Origin of the sequence: Derxia lacustris (assembly GCF_002105195.1) — a bacterium.
Taxonomy (GTDB): Bacteria; Pseudomonadota; Gammaproteobacteria; order Burkholderiales; family Burkholderiaceae_E; genus Derxia; species Derxia lacustris.
Map to the genome: position 1 here is coordinate 400,648 of NZ_MUHU01000001.1, position 25,547 is coordinate 426,194.

Annotated in this window: 20 protein-coding genes; 6 read left to right on the forward strand and 14 right to left on the reverse strand. The window is 69.4% G+C overall.

The annotated features are described in order from the left end of the window. Positions 1-43 precede the first annotated feature (43 nt). Entirely contained in the window at positions 44-2,377 is a 2,334-nt protein-coding gene (gene recG, locus B9P64_RS01750) for an ATP-dependent DNA helicase RecG (RefSeq protein WP_085314540.1), read from the reverse strand. Between recG and B9P64_RS01755 the strand changes: the two genes are divergently transcribed. Continuing rightward, complete coding sequence (locus B9P64_RS01755; RefSeq protein ID WP_085314541.1) at positions 2,376-4,331, forward strand: APC family permease; 1,956 nt, start codon at positions 2,376-2,378, stop codon at positions 4,329-4,331. The genes recG and B9P64_RS01755 overlap by 2 nt on opposite strands. Before the next feature lie 9 nt (positions 4,332-4,340). Here the strand turns inward: B9P64_RS01755 and B9P64_RS01760 are convergent, their stop codons facing one another. From B9P64_RS01760 to B9P64_RS01805, 10 genes are all read right to left on the reverse strand, one after another. Continuing rightward, on the reverse strand, positions 4,341-5,213 hold the full coding sequence (locus B9P64_RS01760; RefSeq protein WP_235839862.1) for a transporter: 873 nt from the start codon (positions 5,211-5,213) through the stop codon (positions 4,341-4,343). A gap of 65 nt (positions 5,214-5,278) precedes the next feature. Next, positions 5,279-6,331: an alpha/beta fold hydrolase gene (locus B9P64_RS01765; protein WP_085314542.1), complete on the reverse strand. Its 1,053-nt coding sequence runs from the start codon at positions 6,329-6,331 to the stop codon at positions 5,279-5,281. 12 nt (positions 6,332-6,343) lie between these two features. Continuing rightward, positions 6,344-7,993 carry a flavin-containing monooxygenase gene (locus tag B9P64_RS01770; RefSeq protein WP_085314543.1) on the reverse strand — a complete coding sequence of 550 codons (1,650 nt, stop codon included), beginning with the start codon at positions 7,991-7,993 and terminating at the stop codon, positions 6,344-6,346. 169 nt (positions 7,994-8,162) lie between these two features. Next, positions 8,163-9,050 (reverse strand): helix-turn-helix domain-containing protein, encoded by an 888-nt coding sequence (locus tag B9P64_RS01775; RefSeq protein ID WP_085314544.1) that lies wholly within the window; start codon positions 9,048-9,050, stop codon positions 8,163-8,165. 83 nt (positions 9,051-9,133) lie between these two features. Continuing rightward, positions 9,134-9,973: a hypothetical protein gene (locus B9P64_RS01780; protein WP_085314545.1), complete on the reverse strand. Its 840-nt coding sequence runs from the start codon at positions 9,971-9,973 to the stop codon at positions 9,134-9,136. 134 nt (positions 9,974-10,107) lie between these two features. Then, positions 10,108-11,130: an ABC transporter ATP-binding protein gene (locus B9P64_RS01785; RefSeq protein ID WP_235839863.1), complete on the reverse strand. Its 1,023-nt coding sequence runs from the start codon at positions 11,128-11,130 to the stop codon at positions 10,108-10,110. After that, positions 11,127-12,128: an ABC transporter ATP-binding protein gene (locus B9P64_RS01790; protein WP_085314547.1), complete on the reverse strand. Its 1,002-nt coding sequence runs from the start codon at positions 12,126-12,128 to the stop codon at positions 11,127-11,129. Before B9P64_RS01790 ends, B9P64_RS01785 begins: the two co-directional genes overlap by 4 nt. After that, positions 12,125-12,991: an ABC transporter permease gene (locus B9P64_RS01795; protein ID WP_085314548.1), complete on the reverse strand. Its 867-nt coding sequence runs from the start codon at positions 12,989-12,991 to the stop codon at positions 12,125-12,127. The genes B9P64_RS01790 and B9P64_RS01795 overlap by 4 nt, the downstream gene beginning before the upstream one ends. Further along, a complete protein-coding gene (locus B9P64_RS01800; RefSeq protein ID WP_085314549.1) occupies positions 12,988-13,965 on the reverse strand; it encodes an ABC transporter permease in 978 nt (325 codons plus the stop codon). The genes B9P64_RS01795 and B9P64_RS01800 overlap by 4 nt, the downstream gene beginning before the upstream one ends. A gap of 3 nt (positions 13,966-13,968) precedes the next feature. Continuing rightward, positions 13,969-15,528, reverse strand: a complete 1,560-nt coding sequence (locus tag B9P64_RS01805) for an ABC transporter substrate-binding protein (protein ID WP_235839864.1) — start codon at positions 15,526-15,528, stop codon at positions 13,969-13,971. Between the two features lie 141 nt (positions 15,529-15,669). Between B9P64_RS01805 and B9P64_RS01810 the strand changes: the two genes are divergently transcribed. The 3 genes from B9P64_RS01810 (at position 15,670) to B9P64_RS01820 (ending at position 19,930) form a co-directional block, all read left to right on the forward strand. Continuing rightward, positions 15,670-16,872, forward strand: a complete 1,203-nt coding sequence (locus B9P64_RS01810) for a M20 aminoacylase family protein (protein ID WP_085314585.1) — start codon at positions 15,670-15,672, stop codon at positions 16,870-16,872. A 113-nt stretch (positions 16,873-16,985) separates the two neighbouring features. Beyond that, positions 16,986-18,401, forward strand: coding sequence for a vanadium-dependent haloperoxidase (locus B9P64_RS01815; RefSeq protein ID WP_085314551.1), 1,416 nt, complete (start codon positions 16,986-16,988; stop codon positions 18,399-18,401). A 158-nt stretch (positions 18,402-18,559) separates the two neighbouring features. Beyond that, positions 18,560-19,930, forward strand: coding sequence for a phosphatase PAP2 family protein (locus B9P64_RS01820; protein ID WP_085314552.1), 1,371 nt, complete (start codon positions 18,560-18,562; stop codon positions 19,928-19,930). Between the two features lie 48 nt (positions 19,931-19,978). On the opposite strand, the gene B9P64_RS01825 is transcribed toward B9P64_RS01820, so the two are convergent. Further along, positions 19,979-20,629 carry a DedA family protein gene (locus B9P64_RS01825; RefSeq protein ID WP_085314553.1) on the reverse strand — a complete coding sequence of 217 codons (651 nt, stop codon included), beginning with the start codon at positions 20,627-20,629 and terminating at the stop codon, positions 19,979-19,981. Positions 20,630-20,719: 90 nt separating this feature from the next. Between B9P64_RS01825 and mutL the strand changes: the two genes are divergently transcribed. Next, complete coding sequence (gene mutL / locus B9P64_RS01830) at positions 20,720-22,753, forward strand: DNA mismatch repair endonuclease MutL (protein ID WP_085314554.1); 2,034 nt, start codon at positions 20,720-20,722, stop codon at positions 22,751-22,753. Positions 22,754-22,785: 32 nt separating this feature from the next. Here mutL and B9P64_RS01835 read toward each other — a convergent pair whose 3' ends face one another. Beyond that, the gene (locus B9P64_RS01835) at positions 22,786-23,553 is read right to left on the reverse strand and encodes a response regulator (RefSeq protein ID WP_085314555.1); all 768 of its coding nucleotides are present in this window, start codon (positions 23,551-23,553) and stop codon (positions 22,786-22,788) included. Between the two features lie 100 nt (positions 23,554-23,653). Here B9P64_RS01835 and miaA point away from each other — a divergent pair, with 100 nt between their 5' ends. Next, on the forward strand, positions 23,654-24,652 hold the full coding sequence (miaA, locus tag B9P64_RS01840) for a tRNA (adenosine(37)-N6)-dimethylallyltransferase MiaA (protein WP_085314586.1): 999 nt from the start codon (positions 23,654-23,656) through the stop codon (positions 24,650-24,652). 275 nt (positions 24,653-24,927) lie between these two features. Here miaA and B9P64_RS01845 read toward each other — a convergent pair. Continuing rightward, positions 24,928-25,547 (reverse strand): phosphoribosylformylglycinamidine cyclo-ligase (locus B9P64_RS01845; RefSeq protein WP_235839865.1); only part of this gene is annotated, 620 nt, incomplete at its 5' end.

Consider the following 25,547-nt stretch of genomic DNA (forward strand, 5'->3'; position numbering starts at 1 on the left):
GATCGGGACAGGCGGCAGCGGCGCAAGACAAGCACGATTTCGACTACACCTTCAGGAAAGCCTCACGCGACCCCAGCCAACGCTCCAGATGCGCAGCGGCCGCCGCCGGCTCATGCTTCTCCAGCCAGCGCGCCGCCGCCTGCGCGCGCTCGACAATCTCGGCATCCAGCTCCACATCGGCAAACCGCAGCAGCGCCGAGCCGCTCTGGCGCGCGCCCAGAAACTCGCCCGGCCCGCGAATGCGCAGATCGCGCCGCGCGATCTCGAAGCCGTCGGTGGTCTCGTGCATGGTGCGCAGCCGCTCGGCCGCGACCGGCGACAGCGGCTTTTCGTACAGCAGCACGCAGACCGATTCGGCCGCGCCGCGCCCGACGCGCCCGCGCAGCTGGTGCAACTGCGCAAGGCCAAAGCGCTCCGCATGCTCGATCACCATCAGCGAGGCATTGGGCACGTCCACGCCCACCTCGATGACGGTGGTGGCGACCAGCACCTGCACCTCGCCGGCCGCAAACGCATGCATCACCGCCTGCTTGTCGGCCGCGCCGAGCTTGCCGTGGACCAGTCCCACATTCAGGCCGGCCAGCTCCTCGCCCAGGCGCGCATGCGTGTCGATGGCGGTCTGCAATTGCAGCGCCTCCGATTCCTCGATGAGCGGGCAGACCCAGTAGCACTGCGCGCCGCCGGCCACCACATGCCGCACGCGGGCGATCACCTCGTCGCGCCGGTGGTTGTCGACCAGCCGCGTGCGCACCGGCGTGCGGCCGGGCGGCAGCTGGTCGATGCTGCTCACGTCGAGGTCGGCGAGCGCGGTCATGGCCAGGGTGCGCGGGATCGGCGTGGCGCTCATCATCAATTGATGCACTTCGAGCGCATCTTCGGCGTCGGCATCGCCGGGCGCCGCCTTGCGCAGCAGCGCCAGCCGCTGGCCCACGCCAAAGCGGTGCTGCTCGTCGACGATGGCCAGGCCAAGCGCGCGGAACTGCGCCGTGTCCTCGATCAGCGCATGCGTGCCGACGGCAAACTGCGCCGCGCCGCTCGCCAGTGCCGCCAGCGCGGCGCGCCGCTCGCTGGCCTTCTGCGAGCCGGCCAGCCACACGGTCTTCACGCCGAGCGGCGCGAGCAGCTCCCCGAGCTTGCGCAGATGCTGCTCGGCCAGGATTTCGGTCGGCGCCATCAGCGCCACCTGCAAGCCGGCGTCGATGGCCTGCATCGCCGCGAAGGCCGCGACGATGGTCTTGCCCGCGCCCACGTCGCCTTGCAGCAGCCGGGTCATCGGCTGGGCCTGCGCGAGGTCGGCGGCGATCTCGGCCACCACGCGTTCCTGCGCGGCAGTCAGCGCAAACGGCAGCGCCGCGCGCAGCGCCTGCACGCCGAGCCCGCCGGCCGGCAGCGGCCGCGCCCGGCGCGCCAGCCGCAGCGCCCGTGCGCGCGCCATCGCCAGTTGCTGCGCCAGCAGCTCCTCGAACTTGATGCGCGTCCAGGCCGGATGGCTCTTGTCGAGCAGCGCCGCATTGGCGCCGACCGGCGGGTGATGCAGCGTGCGCACCGCCTCGGCCAGCGACAGATAGCCGAGCCGCTCCAGAAGCCGCATCGGCAGCACTTCTTCGAGCTGGAACACCGCGAGCGCCGCATCGATGCGCTTGCGCAGCACCGCCTGCGGCACGCCGGCCGCCGCCGGGTACACCGGCGTGAGCACCTGCGGCAGCGGCGCGCCTTCGGTCACGGCGCGGAACTTGGGATGGACCATCTCCGGCGGCGCGCCGGGCAGCCAGCCGTGGCGCGCCTCGCCGCGCACCCGCAGCGGCTTGCCGTCGCGCTCGGCCGCGTTGAAGGCCGCGACCTGGTTCGGATAGAAGTTGAGGAAGCGCAGCAGGATCTCGCCGCTCGCATCCTCGGCGCGCACCAGCAGCTGCTTGCGGCCGCGCACCGCCACTTCCACCGCCAGCACCTTCACTTCCACCTGCTGCACCAGCATCGGCTCCAGCTCGGCCACGGGCACCACGCGGGTCTCGTCCTCGTAGCGCAGCGGCAGATGCAGCACGTAGTCGCGCGCGGTGACCAGACCCATGCGCTCCAGCCGGCGGCCGAGCGCATCGCCGGCCGATTCGCGCGCGGGCTTGCGCGCCGGTGCGGTGCCGGCGGCCGCCGCGTCGCCCTTCGTCCGGGCCTGCAAGGAGGTACTCACTGATTTGCCTGTGCGGGTCATCGGCCGATTGTCGCAGCAGCCACGCAACGCTTGGCGTGCGATTGGTCGCCGCGCATGCCGCCGTCCGGCTGCCTGACCTAGCCGCGCGCCCGCGTCCGGGCGTAGATTCGCCGCCCGCGTCGGCAAACGACGCCGCGCCGCCTCTGCAACTGGCGCTCCGGAGAAACACATGAACACCCGCCGACTGCGCGATGTGGTGCTGGGCAAACCGCTCGATCCGACCAATCAGGCCACGCGCCATTCGCTGGCGCTGGTGGCCTTCCTGGCCTGGGTCGGGCTCGGCGCCGACGGGCTTTCGTCATCGGCCTACGGGCCGGAGGAAGCCTTCCGCGCGCTCGGCGCGCACACGCATTTCGGGCTCTATCTGGCGCTGGCGACGGCGGTCACCGTCTTCATCATTTCGCTGGCCTACAACCAGATCATCGAGCTCTTCCCCACCGGCGGCGGCGGCTACCGCGTGGCCACCACGCTGATCGGCCCGCACGCGGGGCTGGTCGCCGGCTCGGCGCTCATCGTCGATTACGTGCTGACCATCGTCATCTCGGTGGCGTCGGGCGTCGACGCCATGTTCAGCCTGCTGCCGCACGGCATGCAGCCGTGGAAGTTGCAGGTGGAAGTGGTGCTGCTGGCGCTGCTCATCGTCATCAATCTGCGCGGCGCGCGCGAGTCGATCATGCTGCTGCTGCCGATCTTCCTCGGCTTCGTGGCGACGCATTTCGTGCTCATCGTCTACGGCATCGGCGCGCATGCCGACGGCCTGCCCAGCCTCGTGCCCGACACGCTCGCCGACACGCGCCAGCTGGCCGGCGACACCTCGTGGATGTTTGTCGCGGCGCTGTTCCTCAAGGCCTATTCGCTCGGCGGCGGCACGTACACCGGCATCGAGGCGGTGTCGAACAACGTGCAAAGCCTGGCCGAGCCGCGCGTCAAGACCGGCAAGCTGACCATGCTCTACATGGCCGCGTCGCTGGCCTTCACCGCCGGCGGAATCATCCTGCTCTACCTGCTGTGGAACGCGCATCACGTCGAGGGCCAGACGCTCAATGCCGTGGTGTTCCGCGACATCCTCGGCCACATGGGCTTCAGCGGCGCGGGCAACGTGGTGGCGCTCACGGTGGTGCTGCTGTTCGAGGCCGGGCTGCTGTTCGTGGCCGCCAACACCGGCTTTCTGGGCGGGCCGGCGGTGCTGGCCAACATGGCGGTCGATAGCTGGGTGCCGCACAAGTTCCGCTACCTGTCGCAGCGGCTGGTCACGCAGAACGGCATCCTGGTGATGGGCTTTGCCGCCTTCGTCATCCTCTATGCCTCGGGCGGGCGGGTCGATCTGCTGGTGGTGCTGTACTCGATCAACGTCTTCCTCACCTTCTCGCTGTCGCTGGCCGGACTGTGCGTGTACTGGCTGCGGCATCGCGACGGCACGCGCTGGCTGCCACGGCTGCTGCTGTCGGCCACCGGCCTGCTGGTCACGGTGAGCATCCTGTGCGTGACCACCATCGCCAAGTTCTTCGAGGGCGGCTGGGTCACGGTGCTGATCACCGGGCTGGTCATCGCGGCCTGCCTGTGGGTGCGCAACCATTACCGCGAGACCCGCAGCGCCATCGGCGAGGTGGATGCGATCTTTGCCGCCCAGCCGTTCGGCTCGGTCACCGCGCCGCCGGCCTGCGACCGCGAGGCGCCGACGGCGGCCTTCATCGTGGGCAGTTCGCGCGGCGGCGGCCTGCATGCCTGGCTGTGGGTGCAGCGGATGTTTCCGGGCCAGTTCCGCAACTTCGTGTTCATCAATGCGCGCACGGTGGATGCGCAGGTCTACGGCGGCGAGGCCGAGCTGGAGCTGATGAAGACCGACGCGACCGTGTCGGTGAAGTACTTCGAGAATTTCTGCCACAGCCACGGGCTGGCGGCGCGCAGCTATCTGGGCTTTGGCATCGACGTGGTGACCGAGGTGTCGCACCTGTGCGAGCAGGTGCAGAAAGATTTCCCGAACACCATCTTCTTCACCTCCAAGCTCATCTTCCGCGAGGAGAACTGGATCACCCGGCTGCTGCACAACCAGGCCGCCGTGGCGATCCAGCGCAAGCTGCATCTGGAAGGGATGCAGATGGTCATCCTGCCGATGAAGGTCTGAGCGCCGGTCTCAGAACAGTTGCAGCAGCCGCAGGTTGACGCGGTTGTTCTCCCGGAAGCCGTCGCGCACATGCAGGTCGCGGCCCCAGGTCGCGAGCAGCTGGGTCGTCGGCGTGAAGAACCAGCCGCCACCGACCGCGAACTTGGTCGTCGCCTGCCGGTTCTCCTGATCGACGCCGCCGAGCTTCGTCGCGCCGCCGAAGCTGTCGGAAAAGCCCGCACGCAGGTCGAGCGCCGGCGCGACCGCATGGCGCAGCCAGGCCTGCAATTGCAGCTGCGGCTTCTGCGTCAGCGCGGTCTTGCCGCCGGCGCCGTCGTTGGCGTCGTCGTTCCTGCCGAACACGGTCACGTCGCCGATCAGGTCGAGCAGCAGCGAGTCGCCGAGCGGCGCAACGACGCCGCCATTCAGCGTCAGCTTCCAGCGGTTCTCGCCGAGGTTCAGCGGACGCGTGCGGTCGTAGCTGCCGGTCGGCAGCGACAGAAAGCTCGTGACGCCGGAATGCACGCGGTCGCCGGGCTGGCTGAACCAGAGCGCGGCGGCCAGCAGCAGGTCGCCGCTGCCGCTGTCCGAGCCGAGCGAGGCGGTGTCGTCCTTGCCCTTGAGCCGCCCGAATGGCAGCAGCACCTGCACGTCGGCGCTGTGGCCGCCGAGATCGAACACATGCACGCCGCGCAGGATGCCGACCTGCGAGTCGAGCCGCGCATTGATCGGGACGCGCTCGCCCCGGCTGTAGAGCGCGTCGCGCGATGCGTTCTGGTAGTAGGCGGCGAACAGATTGGTGCCGACCGGCAGGGTCGTGTAGTCGCCCGCGTCGACGTCCATCGCGCAGGCGGGCGCAAGCAAGGCGGCGGCCGCCGCTGCGGCCACGGTGGTGCGGATCACTGCTGTCTCCTCGGTGTTCGGGGGCAATGGCCCGGTCTGCGCCGGGCCTGTTGCGATGCGCGGGCTCAGACCGGCGTGGCCAGCAGCGCCTGAAGGTGGGCGTCGATCTGCGCGAGGGCGTCGGCATCGGTGCCGAACAGCGCGAGGTGGCCGTCGATGCTGTGGATCGGGCGGTACTCGCTGCCCGCGATGAGCCGCTGCTCGACGAAGCAGTCCTCGGGCGCGAAGAACATGTCGTGGCTGATCGGCATGACGAAGGTCTTGGCCGTGATGCGGCCGAGCGCCGCCGCGAGGTCGCCGCCGGCATGCCGGCTCACGTCGCCGCGCTGCCATTTCCAGGCCATCGCGAGCAGATCGTTCGGGTCCATCGGCGCGAAATAGCCGGTCATGAATCCATCGACGAAGGCCTGCATCGAGTCGAAGCCGAAGGCCTTGTAGCGGCCGGCGCGGAAGAATTCCGTGCTCCAGCCCATCACCGTCCACAGCTTCGCGTGGCGCTTCAGGCCGGCGGCCACCGCGTCGGGCGTGGCGTAGTCGCCGCCGTCGAAGCCCGGGTCGGTGGTGATGGCCTCGACCAGCGTTTCGGTGAAGAGGAAGTCGTGCTCGGTGTTCTTCGCGGTGCCGGCGATCGGCGCGGCGCGCAGCACCATCTCGGGATAGCGCACCGCCCATTCATAGGTCTGCTGCGCGCCCATCGAGCCGCCAACCACCAGCGCCAGCCGGTCGATGCCGAAGGTCTCGGTCAGCAGCCGATGCTGGGCGCGCACGTCGTCGCCGATGCGCACCTTCGGGAAGTGCGCGCCGGACGCAGCGCCGGCAGCGTTGTGCGGCGAGGTCGAGAGCCCGCCGCCGATCTGGTTGACGACGACGATGAAGTACTTGGCCGGGTCGAGCGCGCGGCCGGCGCCGACATAGACCTGCTCGATGATCTTGCTCGTGCCCGAGTACCAGGTCGGCACCAGAATCGCGTTGTCCTTCGCGGCGTTGAGCTTGCCGTGGGTGGCGACCGCGAGACGGCAGTCGCGCAGCTCGCCGCCGTCTTCGAGGGCAAGCGTGCCGATGTTGAACAGCTCGTAGGGACCGTGGCGGTCGGGGCCGTAGTAGGCGTTGCCGGTCATGGTTCCGCCTCCTCAGCGCATCTCGAAACCGGGATAGCCGCTGGCGGCCAGCTCGTCGCACTGGCGGTGGTAATTGCCGGCGCCGCCGATGTACGACAGCAGCCGGCGCGGCTTGCCCTCGACGTTCGAGCCCATGTACCAGGAGTCGGTCTTGACCACGAGCGTGGCGGCGGCGGTCTCGTCGTGATGCGCGACCCACTTGTCCTCGAAGGCCTTGCTCGCCTCGACGACCTGCCTGCCCTGGCTGCGCGAGTAGGCGATGCAGTCGGAGATCCAGTCGACCTGCTGTTGCAGGCAGGTGGTCATGTTGCACAGCGCGGCCGACGGCGCCAGCGGCGCGCCGGTGGTGAACATGTTGGGATAGCCATGCACCTGCAAGCCCATCGCCGAGCGGATTTCCTCCTGCCATTGCGCCTTCAGCGAGCGGCCGCCGCGGCCCCGGATGTCGATGCGCGTGAAGGCGCCCGATCCCGCGTCGAAGCCCACCGCAAGGATGATCACGTCGACCTCGTGAACCTTGCCGTCGGCGGTCCGGATGCCCTCGGGCACGACGCATTCGATCGGCGTCGCGCGGCAATCGACCGCCTCGACATTGTCCTGGAGATACACCTCCAGATAGCCGCTTTCGAGCGGGACGCGATGGGTGCCGAAGCCGTAGTCGGTCGGGATCAGCAGCGCGCACAGCGCCGGGTCGTGGCGCAGCCGCTCGCGCATCTTGGCGCGCACGAAGTCGGACACCTCGCGGCTGACGGCCTCGTCGAAGAACATCTCCGGATAGCTCGCCAGCCACAGCGCCAGCGAGCCGTCGTCCCAGTTCCGCTCCAGCACGGCGAGCCGTTCCTCGGGCGTGGACTCGGCCCAGGGCTTGGCCTGGAAGTCGTAGTCGAAGCCGGCGAAGGTCGAGCGCACGCGCTGCTTCGTCTCGTGGAAGCGCGCGCCCCAGCGGTCCCAGTCGGCCTGGCTGTACTTCGGGTTCTTCATCGGGATCACGTATTGCGGCGTGCGCGCAAAGACCTTCAGCGCGCCGACCTCCGGCGCAATCGTCTGGATCACCTGGATGCCGGTCGCACCGGTGCCGACCACCGCCACCCGCTTGCCCTTCAGATCGACCGCTTCCTTCGGCCAGCGCGCGGTGTGGAAGATCTGCCCCTTGAAACTCGACTGGCCCGGGAAGCGATCGGCAAGCGGCGCCGACAACATGCCGCAGCAGGCGATGAAGTACTGCGCGTCGATGCGCTCGCCGGCGTCGGTCGCGATGTCCCAGCGCTGGCTGTCCTCGTTGAAGTGGGCCGACGCGATGCGCGTGTCGAACTGGATGTCCTTCTTCAGGTCGAGCCGGTCGGCCACGAAGTTGAGCCACTGCTCGGTCTCGGCCTGGGCCGGAAAGCGCTCGCTCGGCTTCCACGCCTTGTAGAGCGCTTCCGAGAACCAGTACTGGTAGATCTCGGCCTGGGAATCGAAGCGCGCGCCGGGATAGCGGTTCCAGTACCAGGTGCCGCCCACGCCCGAGGCCGTGTCGTAGGCGCGCACCTTCAGGCCCATCTCGCGCAGCCGGTGCAGTTGATAAAGCCCCGCCACGCCGGCGCCGACGATCAGGGCGTCGAGCCGGATGGCCGGGTTGGAAGCGTTCGCCGGGGTGGCGTTCTGATGGGTCAAGGTCACGTTGTCTCCTCCATGGAATGGCTGACGACCCGGGCTGCATTCGCATGCTCCGGGCGGGCGATCCCACAGGGCGACCGCCGTGCTCCAAGGTAGGAAAGCCCCTCGGCAACGGTCTTGAACGAACCGGTGAAAACCTTGAACGCGGGCGTGAATCGGCAGCGCGCCGGATTCAGCTGGCGGGGTTGCGACGCAGCGCCGCCGGGGTGCTGCCGAGCCGGCTGCCAAGAACACGCGTCATGTGCGCCTGATCGGAGAAGCCGCAGGCGGACGCCACGGCCTTGATGGGCAGCTTGCCCTGCGTCAGCAGGCGCCGGGCCCGCTCGACGCGCTGGTCCACGACATAGGCGTGCGGCGCCATGCCGAAGGACTGCCGAAAGCGCCGGCCGAAGGTCCACGCGCCCATGGCGGCAACGCCCGCCAGCTCCTCCAGCGTGAGCGCCTCATGCAGCCGCGTCTCGATGTATTCGGTCAGGCGCGCGCACATCGCCTGGGGCAGTCCGCCTTGCTGCGCCGGCTCGCGAAACGTCACCGACGCGTAGTTGCGCAGCAGGTGGACGACGAGCTGCGTGCTCAGTGCCTCGACATAGAGCGAGCCGCCGATGGCATGCCGGCCCGACTCGCGGACGATGTCGTCGACGATGCCGGAAACCACGGCATCGCGCGCCTGCAGCAGATCGTGCAGACGCACGTCGGCGATCGAGCGCTCGAGCACGTCGGTGGCGATCCGCGACACCAGCGCGTCGGAGAGATAGGCGTGCGCGACGTCGATCTCGTCGGTCCAGTGCCAGTGCGAATCCTGGACCCGGGTCAGCAGCGAGATGTCGCCGACATCGCAGCGCGCCCGGGTCCAGCGGCCCTCGAAGCGCCGCGCCATCTGCGTGCTGCCGCGCTTGTAGGAAACGATCATGAAATCGGCCAGCGCCGGCACTGCGACGTCGAGTGCCTCGTAGCGGTAGGCGCGCAGGCCGACGCCGCTCCAGCCCAGGCCTTCGCTGGTGGCGAGCAACTGGCCGGGCACCCACTTGGGGAGTTCGCCGGGGGTGATGGGTCGAGTCATGCGGCGACAACTTGCACGATCGCGCCCGGCGGCGAACTCGGGAGCATCCCTGAAGCGCGGTGACCGTCACCGCGCTTCAGGCATCAGGGATTGTTGACCGTGATGTCGCGCTTCACGATCAGCGTGCCGTCGGTCAGGCTGTAGAAGTAGTAGCTCCAGGTGCGGTAGCCGTTGGGATGGGCGGTGCTGGCGGCGTAGTCCTTGTAGAAGGCCACGCGCAGTTCATCGGTGCCGCCGTCGCCGCCGATGAAATCGCCCACGCCCGACAGCGTCGGATCGATGGTCAGGCCGGTATCGCTGACCACCGGCCAGGTCTTGGGAAAGCCGCTGCGCTTGCTGCCGCCCACGTCGAACACGAACACCGAGAAGCGGCCGACGTTGTAGCTGACGCCGCTCTTGCGGTAGTAGCCGACCGGCCCGAAGCCGAACACCCGCACCTTGCTGCCGTTGGCGAGCGTGGCGATGCCGCCGCCCTGGCGCCGGTCGTAGGGGAAAGAGGTGCAGGACGCCGACTGCGTGACGCTCTGGTTGTCCTCGCGGAAATAGGTCACGCCGCTGGCGGCCGCCGTGCCGTAGGCCGGAAACGGCAGCGAGGCGACGGCGATGTCGTAGGTGCCTTCGACCGTCATGTCGCCGTTGCGGATGGTGATGCGACGCTTGCGCGTGGCGGTCACATAGCCGTCGCCATCGACGGTGCCGAGCGAGCAGCCGTTGGCCGGCGCCTGGAGTTCGGTATTGACCTGGTCGGCCGGCGTCACGCGGGCGCCGCCGAGCACGCCCTGGGCATTGGGCTGGCGCGTGTCCCAGATGCCGATGACCGGGCGCGAGGACTCGACCGCATGGGCCGGCGCGGCCTGGAAGGCGCCCGCGACCAGCGCCAGCGCGACCAGCGAGCCGCGACTGCGAAGTTGATTGGTTTGCATGATGTCTCCGGAATCCGGTTGGAACGCGGCGCCGATCCGGCCGCGTCGGGAGCGGCCTGCCGCTCCCGGCACCATCCTAGTGAGTTGCGGTATTCGCCAGCGTTTCTGCTTGGCGCGCATGCAACGCCCGGCACTCAGCCCGGGTTGAGATGGCAGGCCGACTCGCGTCCGGGCGCGATCTGCCGCAGCGCCGGCACCTCGGTCGCGCAGCGTGCAAGCGCCTGCGGACAGCGCGGATGAAAGTGGCAGCCGGGCGGCGGCGCGAGCGGCGACGGCAGCTCGCCCTGCACCGCGACATTCAGGCGCCGACCGGTGTCGAGCCTGGGCGCACTGGCCAGCAGCGCCTGCGTGTAGGGATGGTTGGGCGCGGCAAACAGCTCGTCGGCCGGTGCCAGCTCCACCACGCGGCCGAGGTACATCACCGCAACCCGGTCGCTCAGATGACGCACCACGCCGAGGTCGTGGCTGATGAACAGATAGGTCAGGCCGAGCGTGGCGCGCAGCTCCATGAACAGGTTGATGACCTGGGCCTGGATCGACACGTCGAGCGCGGCGACCGCTTCGTCGCAGACGAGGAATTCGGGCTTGACCGCGAGCGCGCGCGCAATGCCCAGGCGGGCGCGCTGGCCGCCCGAGAACTCATGCGGAAAGCGCCGCATCACGGCCGGATCGAGGCCGACCTGGCGCAGCAGCGCGGCGACGTAGTCGTCGCGATCGGCGCGCGCGACCAGGCCATGCACGACCGGCGCCTCGCCGATCAGATCGCGCACCCGCAGGCGCGGATTGAGGCTGGCATAGGGGTCCTGGAAGATCATCTGCATGGCGAGCATGCGGCGGCGGAAGTCGGCCGCCGGCAAGGTGGCGGCGAGCGTGGCGAGGTCGTCGCCCTGCCAGAAGCGCTGGCCGCCGCTGAGCGTGTGCAAGCCGAGCGCCATGCGCGCGAGCGTGCTCTTGCCGCAGCCCGATTCGCCGACCAGACCGAGCACCTCGCCGCGCGCGATGGCGAGCGAGACATGGTCGACCGCATGCACCACCGGCGCCGGGCCGGTCGCGCCCAGGCGTTGCGCGAGACGGGCGGCGAAGTCGGGCTTGCGTGTGAAGCGCTTGCTGACGTCGCGCAGCTCGAAGAGGGGCGCGTTGGCGTCATGCGGCGTCATGCGCCCTCCCCCACCGGATGGAAGCAGCGCCATTCGCGCCGGCCGGCGGCGGCGCTGGCCACGGTCGGCCCGGGTTCGGCATTGCGGCAATCGTCCTGCGCCTGCGCGCAGCGCGGATGAAAGCTGCATCCGGAAGGCAGCTTCAGCAGCGCCGGCGTCGCGCCCGCGATCTGCGCCAACGGCTGGCCGCGCCGGTTGCGCGACGGCGCGCTCGCGATCAGCCCGGCCGTGTACGGATGGCGCGGATCGTCGATGACCGCCGCCACCGGCCCCTGCTCCACCAGCCGACCGGCATACATCACCGCCACCCGGTCGGCCAGCCCCGCCACCACCGACAGGTCGTGCGTGATCCACAGCAGCGACAGCCCGGTCTCGGCGCACAGGCCCTGCATCAGCGCCAGGATCTGGCCTTGCAGCGTCACGTCGAGCGCGGTGGTCGGCTCGTCGGCAATGACCAGATCGGGCTGGTTGAGCAGCGCAATGGCGATCGCCACCCGCTGGCGCATGCCGCCCGAGAACTGATGCGGATAGGCCGCGAGGCGTTCATCCGGCGCCGGAATGCCGACGCGCGCCAGCATGTCGCGGCTGCGCGCGCGGGCGTCGGCACGGGTGATGCGGCGATGCGCGCGCAGCGTCTCGACCATCTGGGTCTCGATGCTGAGCACCGGGTTCAGCGTCATCATCGGGTCCTGGAAAATCATCGCGATGCGGTCGCCGCGCAGCCGACGCAGCTCGGGCTCGCGCAGCGTGCGCAGGTCGGTCGTGATGCCGTCGCGGCCGGTGAACAGCACGCGGCCGCCCGCGATCCTGCCGGGCGCATCGACCATGCCGAGCAGCGAATAGCCGGTCATCGACTTGCCCGAGCCCGACTCGCCGACCAGCCCCAGCACCTCGCCTCGACCGATCTCGAAGCTGACCTCGTTGACCGCGTTTGCAACGCCGGCGCGCGTGATGAACTGGGTCGACAGGTTCTCGACCCGCAAGGTCGGCGCGCTCATTCGACCAGCCCTCCGCGCGGATCGAGCACCTCGCGCAGCCGGTCGGCCACGAGATTGATCGCCACGATGGTGAGCAGCAGCAGCAGGCCCGGATAGACCGAAATCCAGTACTTGCCCGACAGCAGGTATTGCTGGCCGTTGGCGATGAGCATGCCGAGCGAGGGCTCGGTGATGGGCACGCCGAGGCCGAGGAAGGACAGCGTCGCCTCAAGCGCGATGGCGCTCGCCACCTGCAAGGCTGCGACCACGATGACCGGCGGCAGACAGTTGGGCAGCAGATGGCGCAGCAGGATGCGCGTCGGCGACAGCCCCAGCACCCGCGCCGCTTCCACGTATTCCTTGCCGCGCTCGACCAGCGCCGCCGAGCGCGCGGTGCGTGCGTAATAGGCCCATTGCACCGCCACCAGCGCGATCACCACGTTCGACACGCCGGGGCGAAGGATGGCGATCAGCACCAGCGCGATCAGGATCGCCGGGAAGGAAAGCTGGATGTCCACCAGCCGCATCAGCAGCGCCTCGATGCGCCCGCCGGCATAGCCCGCCACCATGCCGACCGTGCCGCCGAGCGCCAGCGCAATGACCGTCGCCACCAGCCCCACGCCGAGCGAGATGCGCAGGCCGTAGAGCATGGCCGACGCCATGTCGCGGCCCTGCTCGTCGGTGCCGAGGCGGTAGCGCAGATGCCCGTCCGCTGCTTCTTCGCCGGGCGCGAGGCGGGCATCCATGATGTCGAGCTGGTCGAGCGCATACGGGTTCTGCGCCGCGAGCCAGGGCGCGAACACCGCGCCGAGCGCCAGCGCCAGCAGCAGCAGCGCGGCCAGCACCGCGAGCTTCGATTGCGCGAAGGCACGCCAGAGCTTCATGCGCCGTCTCCGCCGAGGCGCACGCGCGGATCGAGCCACGAATACAGCAGATCGACCGCCAGATTGATGAGCACGAACATGGTCACCACGATGAGCAGATAGGCCACGATCACCGGCCGGTCGAGCAGGTTGATCGAATCGATGATGAGCTTGCCCATGCCGGGCCAGGCAAACACCGTCTCGGTCACGATGGAGAAGGCGATCAGCCCGCCGAACTCCAGCCCGATGACGGTGACGATGGGCACGAGAATGTTCTTGAGCACATGCACGCCCACGATGCGCGCCGGGCTCAACCCCTTGGCGCGCGCAAAGCGCACATAGTCCTGCGACAGCGCCTCCAGCGCGCCGGCGCGCGTCAGCCGCACCACCAGCGCCAGCTTGAACAGCGCAAGGTTGAAGGCCGGCAGCGCCAGATGCTTCCAGCCGTCGAGCGAGAAGATCGAAAGCGGTATTCCGAATGCATCGACGGTGGCGCCGCGGCCGTTGCTGGGCAGCCAGCCGAGCTGCACCGAGAACAGCATGATCATCATCAGCCCGACCCAGAACGTGGGCAGCGAAAAGCCGAGGATCGAGCCGGTGACGATGGCGCGACCGGCAAGCGAATGCGGCCGCAGCCCGGCCCACAGTCCGAGCGGAATGCCGAGGCCGACGGCAATCAGCATCGCCGCCACGGCAAGCTCAAGCGTGGCCGGCAGCCGCTCAAGAATGAGCCCGACCGCCGGCTGCGCATGCACGAAGCTGCGGCCCAGATTGCCGTGCAGCGCATCGAGCAGAAAGCGCACGTACTGCACCCACACCGGCTGGTCGAGCCCGAGCGCGGCCACGGTGCGCGCGCGCTCGGCCTGGGTCGCGTCGGGGCTGATGAGGATGTCGACCGGATTGCCCACGAGATAGACGCCGGCAAACACCAGCATCGACATCGCGAGCAGCACGATCACGCTTTGCAGCGCGCGCCGCAGCAGAAAGGCGGTCATCGCTTATTGCGCCGGGCGGAAGCCGAAGGCGTAGGTACGCTCATCGGTGCGCGGCAGGTAGTCGATGCCCTTGCGCGCGGCCCAGGTCGTGAGCTGGTGATGCAGCGGCAGCAGCGCGAGATCGTCGATGGCGATCTGCGTGGCCTGTTGCAGCAGTGCCGAGCGCTTGGTGTCGTCGACCGTGCGCAGCGCTTCGGCCAGTACCGCGTCGAACTGCGCATTCGAGTACGAGCCCCAGTTGACCGTGCCCATGCCGCGCGACTCGTCGCGGCTGGCGATGATGGCGCGCAGCGGCGACGAAGCCTCGCCGGTCTGCGCGCCCCAGCCCACCAGCGGCATGCTGAATTCAAGCTTGTTGCCGCGCGGGAAATAGGTGGCGAGCGGCATGGTCTCGACCTTGGTGTCGATGCCGATGCGCTGGAACATGCCGGCCACCGCCTGCACGATCTGGGCGTCGTTGATGTAGCGGTTGTTGGGGCCGTGCAGCGTCATGGCAAAGCCGTCGGGATAGCCGGCTTCGGCGAGCAGCTTCTTCGCGCGCTCAGCGTCGGGCTTGGGCACCGCGAGCTTGGGGTTGTGGCCGAACAGCGTCGCCGGCACCAGATTCATCGTGGGCAGCGCCAGGCCCGACATCACGCGGTCGGCGATGGCCTGCCGGTTGATCGCGAGGTTGAGCGCCTGCCGCACGCGCAGGTCGCGCAGCGGATTGGCGGGCAGCGGCTTGCCGTCCTTGGCGGTGACGAAGGGCGTGGTCTCGCGCTGGTCGAGATTGAAGTAGATGACGCGGTGCGACACCTTGCTGAAGAAGCTCAGGCTCGGATCGCTGCGCACGCGGTCGAGGTCGGGCGTCGGCACGTTCTCGATCGCCTGCACGTCGTTGGACATGAGCGCCGCCAGCCGCGCCGCGCCGTTGGCGATGAAGCGCAGCGTCACGTTCTGGTAGGGCGGCCGCGTGCCCCAGTAGAGCGGATTGCGGCCCAGCTCCACGCGGTCGTCGCGCGCGAAGCGCACGAAGCGGTAGGGCCCGGTGCCGATCACGGCCTTGAGCCCGCTACCGAATTCCTCGGGCGACGCGGCCTGCACCGCCTTCTTCTCGACGATGTAGATGCTGGTCAGATCGTTGAGCATGAGCGGATAGGGACTGGAAGTGCGCAGCCGGAAGGTGCGCGCATCGACCTTGTCCTTGCCGGTGATCTGGCGCGTGTAGATGGCGAAGCTGCCCGGCGAGTTGACGATGCTGGCCGGCCGGTCGAGCGAGAAGAACACGTCCTCCACCGTGAGCGGCGCGCCGTCGTGGAAATGCACGCCGTCGCGCAGCGTGAACTCCCAGGTATTGGCATCGACGAGGCGCCATTTTTCGGCCAGCCCGGGCACCACGCGCGAGTCGGCGTCGAGCTTTACCAGCGCCTCGAAGATGTGCTCGCTGACGTTGATGTTGCCGAACACGTTGTGCCAGTGCGGGTCCATCGAATTGGCGGGCGAACTCATCGCCACGCGAAAGTCCTGGGCCCGCGCCGGCAAGAGCGCGAATGCGAACGCGCAGATGAACAGCGCGAGTTTCATCGTCCATCGGCTGGCAGGCGCCATGCATACTCCCAAGGGTCATCAATCGAGTGCGGATCCGCCGCGACGGCCAGAGCAAGCTTCGCGCCCCGGCCGGCAATCCGCCCGCTGCCCGGAACCTGCGTCATGCATGCCAAAGACCTGCGAATCCTGCCGCGCATCGTCGAGATCGCACCGCAATTGTGCGCGGTGCGGCGCGACATTCACGCCCATCCCGAGCTGGCCTACGAAGAGCATCGCACCGCCACGCTGGTGGCCGAGCTGCTCGAAAGCTGGGGTCTCGCCGTCACGCGCGGCATCGGCGGCACCGGCGTGGTTGCCACGCTCGCGGCCGGCACGTCGCAGCGCGCCATCGCGCTGCGCGCCGACCTCGACGCGCTGCCGCTGCAGGAGCACAACCACTTCCCGCACCGCTCGACCCACGACGGAAAGATGCACGCCTGCGGCCACGACGGCCACACCGCCATGCTGCTGGCCGCCGCCAGGTACCTGAGCGAAAGCAGACAGTTCGACGGCCGCGTGCATTTCATCTTCCAGCCGGCCGAGGAAGGCGGCGCCGGCGCCAAGGCCATGATCGACGACGGCCTGTTCGAGCGCTTCGACTGCGAGGCGGTGTTCGGCATGCACAACTGGCCCGGCGTGCCGGTCGGCAGCTTCGCGCTGCGGCCGGGGCCGATGATGGCCAGCAGCAACGAATTCACCATCCGCATCGAGGGCAAGGGCGCGCATGCGGCGATGCCGCATCTGGGTGTGGACACGGTGATGGTCGCGGTCCATCTCGCGCAGGCGCTGCAGGGCGTGATCGCGCGCGAGCGCAATCCGCTGGAGCCGTCGGTGCTGTCGATCACCCAGATCCACGCCGGCGACGCCTACAACGTGATTCCCAACGAAGCCATGCTGCGCGGCACCGTGCGCACCTTCGGCACGCCCGAGCTCGACCGCATCGAGACGGCGATGCAGCGGCTGGTCGATGGCCTGCCGCCGGCCTTCAATGCAAGCGCGAGCATGAAGTTCCTGCGCAACTATCCGGCCACGGTCAATCACCCGGCCGAGACCGAGTTCTGCGCCGGCGTCATGACCGAGATCGTCGGCGCGGCCGGCGTCATCCGCGACCGCGAGCCGACGATGGGCGCGGAAGACTTCTCGTACTACCTGATGGAAAAGCCCGGCTGCTATGTGTTCATCGGCAACGGCGAGGGCGATCACCGCGACAGCGGCCACGGTCTGGGCCCCTGCACGCTGCACAACCCGAGCTACGACTTCAACGACGAACTCATCCCGCTCGGCGCCACCTACTGGGCCCGGCTGGTCGAGTGCCGCTTGTCGGCGGGTAACAGCGCGTAAGCGACGCGAACGCCCGCCTCGCTCAGACTTGTCACCGATCCGCAGGCGCGTCGTCGTACCCCGTTCAAGCCTGCCGGTCCTGCTCTCCCACAGAACTCACAGGCTTTGACCACATGAACCGGTTCATCTCGCGACGCCGCATGCTCGCGTCGGCTGCCGCAGCGCTCTCCCTCCAGGCCTGCGGCGGCGGCGGCGGGGTTTCGAACAACAGCTCGTCCTCCGGCTCGACCACGGTCGAGACCCAGGCCGTCACGCGCTGGTCGTCCTTCGTCATCGATCTGATGTCCGAGCTCGAGATCGCCGGTCCGGTCGAGGCGCGCGCCTTCGCGATGGCCTTCATCGCCGCGCATGACGCGCTCAACGCCATCTCGGCGCGCTATGCGCGCTATGCGCTCACCACCAGCCTCAACCAGGCCAGCGCCAATCCCGATGCCGCCGTGGCCGCGGCGATGTACGCGGTGCTCGACAACCAGCTCCAGGTCACCTACGGCACCAACGGCAGCGGCTGGAAGACCGGCTCCGCGACGCTCACGGCCAAGCGCGCCCAGCTCAAGACGCGCTACGACAGCGAACTGGCGAGCGTGTCCGACAGCAATGCGCGCGCGCTCGGAGTCAGCGTCGGCCAGCTGGCGGCGACCGCCATCCTCGGCCTGCGCTCCACCGACGGCATGGCGGCGGCACTGAGCAAGCAGTACGCCACGCCGGCCAGCGTCGGCACCTACCAGGTCACGCCCGACTTCGCCGAAAGCGGCGTCAGCAACCAGACCGCCTTCGCGGTGGGCTGGGGCGACGTGAAGCCGTTCGCCATGGGCAGCGTGGCCAGCTATGCGCTGCCCAGGCCCTATGGCGCCGCCGACAATGCCAGCGCCGTGCTGACCGCCGACTACGCCACCGACTTCGCCGAGGTGAAGGCCAAAGGCGCGGCCAAGGATTGCGGCGACGACAGCCACCCCACGGTCTGCCGCAGCTCCGACGAGAAGGACTTCGCCAACTTCTGGTGGGAGAACTCGTCCACCACCTGGCTGCGGCTGGCCATCGGCGTGGCCAATGCCCGCACCATGACCGACTGGGACAAGGCGCGGCTGTATGCGCTGCTGGAAATGGCGATGTCGGATGCGAGCGTCGCCTCGCTCTACGTGAAGTACACCTACCAGTTCTGGCGCCCGATCAGCGCGATCCGCGCCGCCGCCGACGACGGCAATCCGGCCACTGCCGCCGACAGCAAGTGGACGCCGCTGCACACCACGCCGCCCTGGCCCGACTACGCCTCGGTGCACACCGCCTGCGGCGCGGCGGCGGCAGCGGTGCTGGTCGGCGTGATCGGCAGCAACACGGTGAGCTTCACCGCCACCAGCACCACGCTGCCGGGCAAGACGCGCAGCTACACCAGCTTCACCGGTGCGGCGGTCGAGAACGGACTGTCGCGCATCTACATCGGCTACCACTTCGCGCAGGCGGTCACCGACGGCCTGAACCAGGGCAACAACATCGGCGACATGGTCTACAAGACCTTCCTCACCAAGCTCTGACGCCGCGCGCTCCGGCGTCGCAGGCAGATCGCGGGCATTCGAAGGAATGCCCGTTTTTTTTGCCCCTGCTCGGCACAAACCCGCAGCGCGCCGCGTGAAAGACTGCCCGGGCTTGCCGGACCGCACAGGCTCCGGCCAACCCGCTCCAGCCTTCCGCGATGACACCGAACAAACTCACGACCCGCCTGCTCGCCGCGCTCCTCCCCGCCGCACTGATTGCCTGCGGCAGCGGCGGCAGCAGCTCCAGCGGCACGACCAGCACGCCGTTCTCGGCCTCGGTCGCGCGCCAGATCGACGACATCGCGGTGCAGGTGGCCAGCGCCTATGCCGCCAGCCTGGCCTTCGACGTGTGCTCGGCCTGCCTGTCGCGCGACTACGCCATCGCCTATGTGGCCGCGCACGACACGCTCAACGGCATCAAGCGCAGCTATGAGCCGCTGGTGTACAGCGGCCTGTCGCAGCCCGATGCCGAGCCGAATGCCGCCGTGGCGGCCGCGATGCGCGCGGTGTTCCGCGCCACGCTGCCCGAGCAGTCCGGCATCTATGAACCGGCCTTCACCGCGCTGCTGGCCGCGATTGCCGACGGCAGCGCCAAGAGCAAGGGCATCGCGCTGGGCGAGGCGGTCGCGCAGGCGGTGCTGGCCTCGCGCGGCAGCGACGGTGCCAGCGCCGACAACACCCTGCCGGCCGGCTATGTGCAGCCCGACAGCGTGCCCGCCGGCGCCGGCGTCTATGCGCTCACCAGCGGCGCCACTCAGCTGGCCGTGCCGGGCTGGGGCAAGGTGGCGCCGTTCGCCATCACCTCGGCGGCCGGCTATGTGAGCCAGCTCAGCGCGCCCTATGGCGGCAGCTTCGGCAGCGATTTCGGCGGCACCGCCTACGCCACCGACCTGGCCGAAGTGCGCTGCATCGGCAGCACGCTGGCCGCGCCCTCGGGCTGCGCCACGCTGCGCGCCAGTGGCGACGATGCCAAGGCGCGGTTCTGGTTCGAGAACTCGCCGACGATGTGGAACCGCATCGCGGCCATCGCCGCCACCAATGCCGGCCTCGACGGCGCGGCGCGCATCCGGCTGCATGCGCTGGTCAACGTGGCCATCGCCGACAGCCTGATCGTGTCCTATGCCGCGCAATACCAGTTCAACCTGTGGCGGCCCGAAACCGCCGTGCGCTACGCCAATCTGGCCGGCGGCACGGCCGACACCAGCTGGCAGCCGCTCGGCTACTCCGACAGCGACCACCGCACGCCGGCCTCGCCGGGCTATCCGGCCACCGACGTGACCGCCGCCGGCGCCGCCCAGGCCGTGCTCGACAGCGTGTTCGCGGCCGGCGCGCGCAGCTTTGCCGCGACCAGCACTTCGGCCAGCGGCACGCGCAGCTTTGCCGACTTTGCCGCCGCCGCGCGCGAAGCCGCCGATGCCCAGGTGCTGCTCGGCTTCAACTTCCGCGCCGGCGTGGAGGACGGACTGGTGATCGGCCGCCGCGTCGGCGCCGACATCGTCGCCAGCAAGATGCGCGCAGTGGCGCAGTGATCGGCCGCGCCGCGCGGGCGCTTGAGCCGGGCCGGCGGCGCAGGCTGCTCAGCCGCGCGGGCCGGCCAGCTTGCTGCGCAGCATCTGCAGCGCCAGCGGCGCGAGCGACAGCACGATGACCGCCAGCATCACCAGCGGCAGGTTGTTCTTGATGACCGGAATCTGGCCGAACAGATAGCCCGCCCCCACAAACAGCCCGACCCACAGCGCGCCGCCCGTCACCGAGTAGAGCTGGAAGCGGCCGTGCGGCATCGCCCCCAGCCCGGCCACGAAGGGCGCAAAGGTGCGCACCAGCGGCACGAAGCGCGACACGATCAGCGTGAACGAGCCGTACTTGTCATAGAAGGCATGGGTCTTGGCCAGCGTCTCTTTCGACAGGATGCGCGAGCGGCCGCTGTTGAACAGCTTCGGTCCGATCCAGCGGCCGATCCAGTAGTTGCTGGTGTTGCCCAGCACCGCCGCGATGAACAGCAGCACCAGCAGCAGCATCACGTCCGGCCCGCCGCCGATGCCGGCCAGCGCGCCCAGCACGAACAGGAAGGAATCGCCCGGCAGCCAGGGCGTGACCACCAGGCCGGTTTCCGCGAACACGATCAGGAACACCAGCACATAGAGCCAGACGCCGTACACCGCCCAGAAATCGGCGATGTGCTTGTCGAGATGGACGAGGAAATCGAAGGCTTGCAGGAGTAGGTCCACGTCGGTCTTGGAGGAGTCAGGAAGGGAGCGGCGAGTTTACCGAGCGGCCATGACGTCGGCCGGCCAGCCGCCGATTTCTATAATCGGGCGATGAAGAAGCTGCCGTTTCCCGTTTTTTCCGCCGCTGCCGAGGGTTCGGAGCGGGCGGCCACGCCCGGCGGTGCCGCGCCGGCGCGCCGCATCCTGCCGCTGCCCGATGCGCTCATCTCGCAGATCGCCGCCGGCGAGGTGGTCGAGCGGCCGGCATCGGTGGTGAAGGAGCTGGTCGAGAACGCGCTCGACGCCGGCGCGACCCGCGTCGCGGTGCGGCTGGAAGAAGGCGGCGTGCGGCGGGTGCGCGTCAGCGACGACGGTCGCGGCATTGCGCCCGACGATCTCGCGCTGGCGCTGACCCGCCATGCCACGTCCAAGATCGCCAGCCTGAGCGAGCTGGAATCGGTCGCATCGCTGGGTTTCCGCGGCGAGGCGCTGGCGTCGATCGCGTCGGTCGCCAATCTGGCGCTCACCACCCGCGCCACCGACGCGCCGCATGCCTTGCAGGTCCACAACCATCACGGCCCGCTCGAAGTCGGCCCGGCCGCGAGCGCCGGCCTGGGCGCGACCGGCACCACGGTGGATGTGACCGACCTCTATTTCTCCACCCCGGCGCGGCGCAAGTTTTTGAAGAGCGAGCAGACCGAGTACGGCCATTGCGCCGAGGTGCTGCGGCGCATTGCGCTGGCCCGGCCGGACGTGGAATTCACGCTGTTGCATGGCAGCCGCACCACGCTCAATCTGGCGGGCGCGAGCCGGCAGGCGCGGCTGGTGGCGGTGCTGGGCGAGGAATTCGCGCGCAGCGTGGTAGATCTGGAAGAGACGGCCGGCGACATCGCGCTGGCGGGCGCCATCGGCCTGCCGGTGGCCGCGCGGGCGCGGGCCGATACGCAGTACTTCTATGTGAACGGGCGCTTCGTGCGCGACCGGCTGCTGGCGCATGCGGTGCGCGCCGCCTATGCCGACGTGCTGCACGGCGACCGCCAGCCGGCCTATGTGCTGGCGCTCACGCTCGATCCGCGACTGGTGGATGTGAACGTGCATCCGGCCAAGACCGAGGTGCGGTTTCGCGACGGGCGCGCGGTGCATCAGTTCGTGTTTCATGCGGTGCAACGCGCGCTGGCGCGACCGGCCGGCGCGCTGGCGTCGGGGACGGTGCTGGGTGAAGCGGTAAGCGGCGCGCCTGCGGCGGCGACTGCACCGCCCGCACCGCCCGCCGTCAGTCCGCGCCCGGCGCCGCCGCCGGTGCAGGCGCCGCTCGACCTGCAAGCGCTCGCGGCCCGGCTGCCGGCGCGACCGTCGGTGCTCGACCGCGCCGAGACCGACGCTGCCGCCAGCTGGCCCGCCGGCAACCGACCGTGGCGCGCCGCGCCCTCGGGCCAGCTCGATCCGGTCGGTTTCGGTCGCGCGCCGACCGATGCCGGCCCGGCCGCCGCGCCGCTCATGCAAGCGCAGGCTGCCGAGCCGCCCGCGCCCTATCGCGTGACCGCCGCCGCAGCGACCGAGGCACAGCCGCTCGGCCAGGCGCTGGCCCAGTTGCATGGCGTGTATGTGCTGGCACAGAACGCCGCCGGACTGGTGCTCGTCGACATGCATGCGGCCCATGAGCGCGCAGTCTACGAGCGTCTCAAGCGGTCGCTCGCCAACGCCGCGCTGCCGGTGCAGCGGCTGCTGATTCCTGCAACCTTCTTTGCCAGCGAAGTGGAAATCGGCACCGCGCTCGAAGCGCGCGCGCTGCTGGAGCAGCTGGGTTTCGAGCTCGATCAAGTGTCGCCGACCACGCTGGCGGTGCGTTCGGTGCCGGCGCTGCTGCGCGAGGCCGATGCCGCCGCGCTGGCCCGCGCGGTGCTGCGCGAGCTGGCCGAGACCGGCGGCTCGCGCCTGCTGGCCGAGCGCCAGAACGAGCTGCTGGCCACGATGGCCTGCCACGGCGCGGTGCGCGCCAACCGCAAGCTCACCGTCGAGGAAATGAACGCGCTGCTGCGCGACATGGAAGCCACCGAGCGTGCCGATGAATGCAATCACGGCCGCCCGACCTGGGTGCAACTCAGCCTCGCCGATCTCGACCGGCTGTTCCTGCGCGGCCGATGACGCCGGCATCAGCCAGCGTCATGGCCCGGGCTTCACTCGTCCTCGGCGCGGAACTGATCCGGCTTGATCTGGTGCTTGCGCATCAGCTCGAAGAAGGCGCGGCGGTTCTTGCGCGCGATGCGGGCGGCGGCCGAGATGTTGCCGTTGCAGCGCAGCAGCAGGCTCTCGATATAGCCGCGCTCGAAGGCCGAGACGATGCGCGTCTTGATCTGCCGCAGCGATTCGCCGCGACCTTCGCCGCCATTGGCATTGCCGAACAGCGAGGCGAAGCTCGGCGCGGCGCCGTTCATGGCGCGCTCGGTGCGGCCGGTCACGATGTCGATGCGGGCCACGTATTCGGCGGCGCTGGCACGCGCCGAGATGAAATCGCCGACGCCGGCCGAGAACAGCTCGGCCACCTGGGCGCGGGTCAGGCCATCGGCCACTGCCAGCACGCTGGTGTTGGGGCTGGCCAGCCGGCGGCCGGTGATGAGCGCACCCAGCGTGGCGATATCGTCGGCATCGACGAACAGCACCACCACCTGGCCCGGCGCCGAGCCGAAGCTGCCGCTGTGCAGCTCGGTGCGCAGCGAAAGCTCGCCGGCAAGGCGGGCCGCCAGCTCGGCAGCCTGGGCCGAGAAGCGCTCGTCGGCGACGATCGAGCAATGCGTGCGCGGCACGCCACCCTCGACCACCCGGCCCAGACTGATGCCGCGACCGCGCTCGCCGCCGGGCAGCGAAGCGGACGGAACCGTGCTCGCGCTCAGCATCCGGAGCGCTTGCGAGACGAAGGCGGTGGTGGGGTTGTTGCCGGTTTCCATGTGCATCTCCCTTGATGTGTCAGTGATGACCCTGGTGAGCCAGGGGTTCGGCACGTCGGACCTTGCGGTCGATACAATCCGCGCGCCTTCCGAAAACCTGATGAACCGCCCAAACCCACAAAACCGACCGCTCATCGCCCTCATGGGCCCGACTGCGTCGGGCAAGACCGCCGCCGCACTCGATCTGGCGGACTGGCTGGCCGGGGGTGGCGTGGCCGGCGTCACGGGCGCCGAGATCGTCTCGGTCGACTCCGCGCTCGTTTACCGGGGCATGGACATCGGCACGGCCAAGCCCGATCGCGAGGAGCTCGCGCGGCTGCCGCACCACCTGATCGATATCTGCGAACCCGACCAGCCCTACTCGGCGGCGCGATTCGCGGCCGATGCGCGAGCCGCCATCGAGGCGATCCGCGCGCGCGGCAGGCTGCCGCTGCTGGTGGGCGGGACGATGCTGTACTTCAAGGCGCTGCTCGATGGCATCGATGCGCTGCCCGAAGCCGATGCCGAGATCCGCGCCGAGCTCGACGCCAAGGCCTCGGCACTCGGCTGGCCGGCACTGCACTGCGAACTGGCCCGCATCGATCCGGCCACGGCCGCCCGGCTGCAACCCAACGACGCCCAGCGCATCCAGCGCGCGCTCGAAGTGCATCGCATCAGCGGACGCACGCTTACCGACTGGTTCGAGCAGGCGCGCCGCGAACGCGAAACGCAGCGCGACGCCGGCCTGGGCCGGGTGCTGCGCATTGCGCTCGAACCCTCGGATCGCGCGGTGCTGCACCGGCGCATCGCCGAGCGCTTCGACGTCATGCTCGAGGCCGGCTTCGTGGACGAGGTGCGCGCGCTGCGCGACCGGCCCGAACTGCATCCCGACCTGCCCGCGATCCGCGCTGTTGGCTACCGGCAGGCCTGGGCCTACCTCGATGGCGACTTCGATCTGGCTGAACTGCGCGCACGCGGCATCGCGGCGACCCGCCAGCTGGCCAAGCGCCAGCTCACGTGGTTGCGCGGAATGCCGGATGTGCTGCGCATCGACAGCTTGGCGGCGGATGCGGGCCGGCAGCTGCGCGAGACCGTCGCGAATCAGCTGCGAAACGAGTGACGGCTGCGCGTTTGCGCCTTCCGTCGTCTGCTTCGAGGTTGCCCGCTTGTCCACACGCCGCTCCGTTGGGATCGGCAGCGACGCAGGTCGCTGCCACGGAACTCATGCTGCGCAGCGGCATCCCACGGATGACTAACTGATCCAGAACACCCGGAGAAAATTGTCTTCATCCGGGCTTCGGGCAGGCCGGGAGGCTTGCCGAGCACCGGCATTGCGCCGGTGCGCTGCCGGTCGCAGACCGGCAAATTCACCCGAACGGGCGATAAAACTGGCGCTCAGATTACGGTCGTCGGCGCGACGCCGGCCACAGCAGGCTCGATCCGTCCGATGGTGAACACGGTTTCGCCACCGGCCGCGAGCGTCGCACTGACGGCGGCCGCATCGGCCGGCGCCACCACGATGACCATGCCGATGCCGCAATTGAACACGCGATGCATCTCGTCGTCGGCGACGTTGCCATTGGCTTGCAGCCAGTCGAACACCGGCGGACGCGACCACGATGCCTTGTCGAGCGCGGCGCGCGTGGTGTCGGGCAGCACGCGCGGCACGTTCTCGGTCAGGCCGCCGCCGGTGATGTGGGCCAGGCCCTTGATCGCCGCGCCGTGGGCTGCGAGCGCGGCGAGCACCGACTTCACATAGATGCGCGTCGGCGCCATGAGTGCGTGGCCGAGCGGCTGGCCGTGGAAATCGGCGTCCAGGTCGGGCGCGGCGCGCTCGATGATCTTGCGCACCAGCGAATAGCCATTGGAATGCGGCCCGCTCGACAGCAGGCCGAGCACCACGTCGCCCGGCACGATGCTCTTGCCGTCGATGATCTTGCTCTTCTCGACCGCGCCGACCGCGAAGCCGGCCAGGTCGTACTCGCCGTCGGGATACATGCTGGGCATCTCGGCGG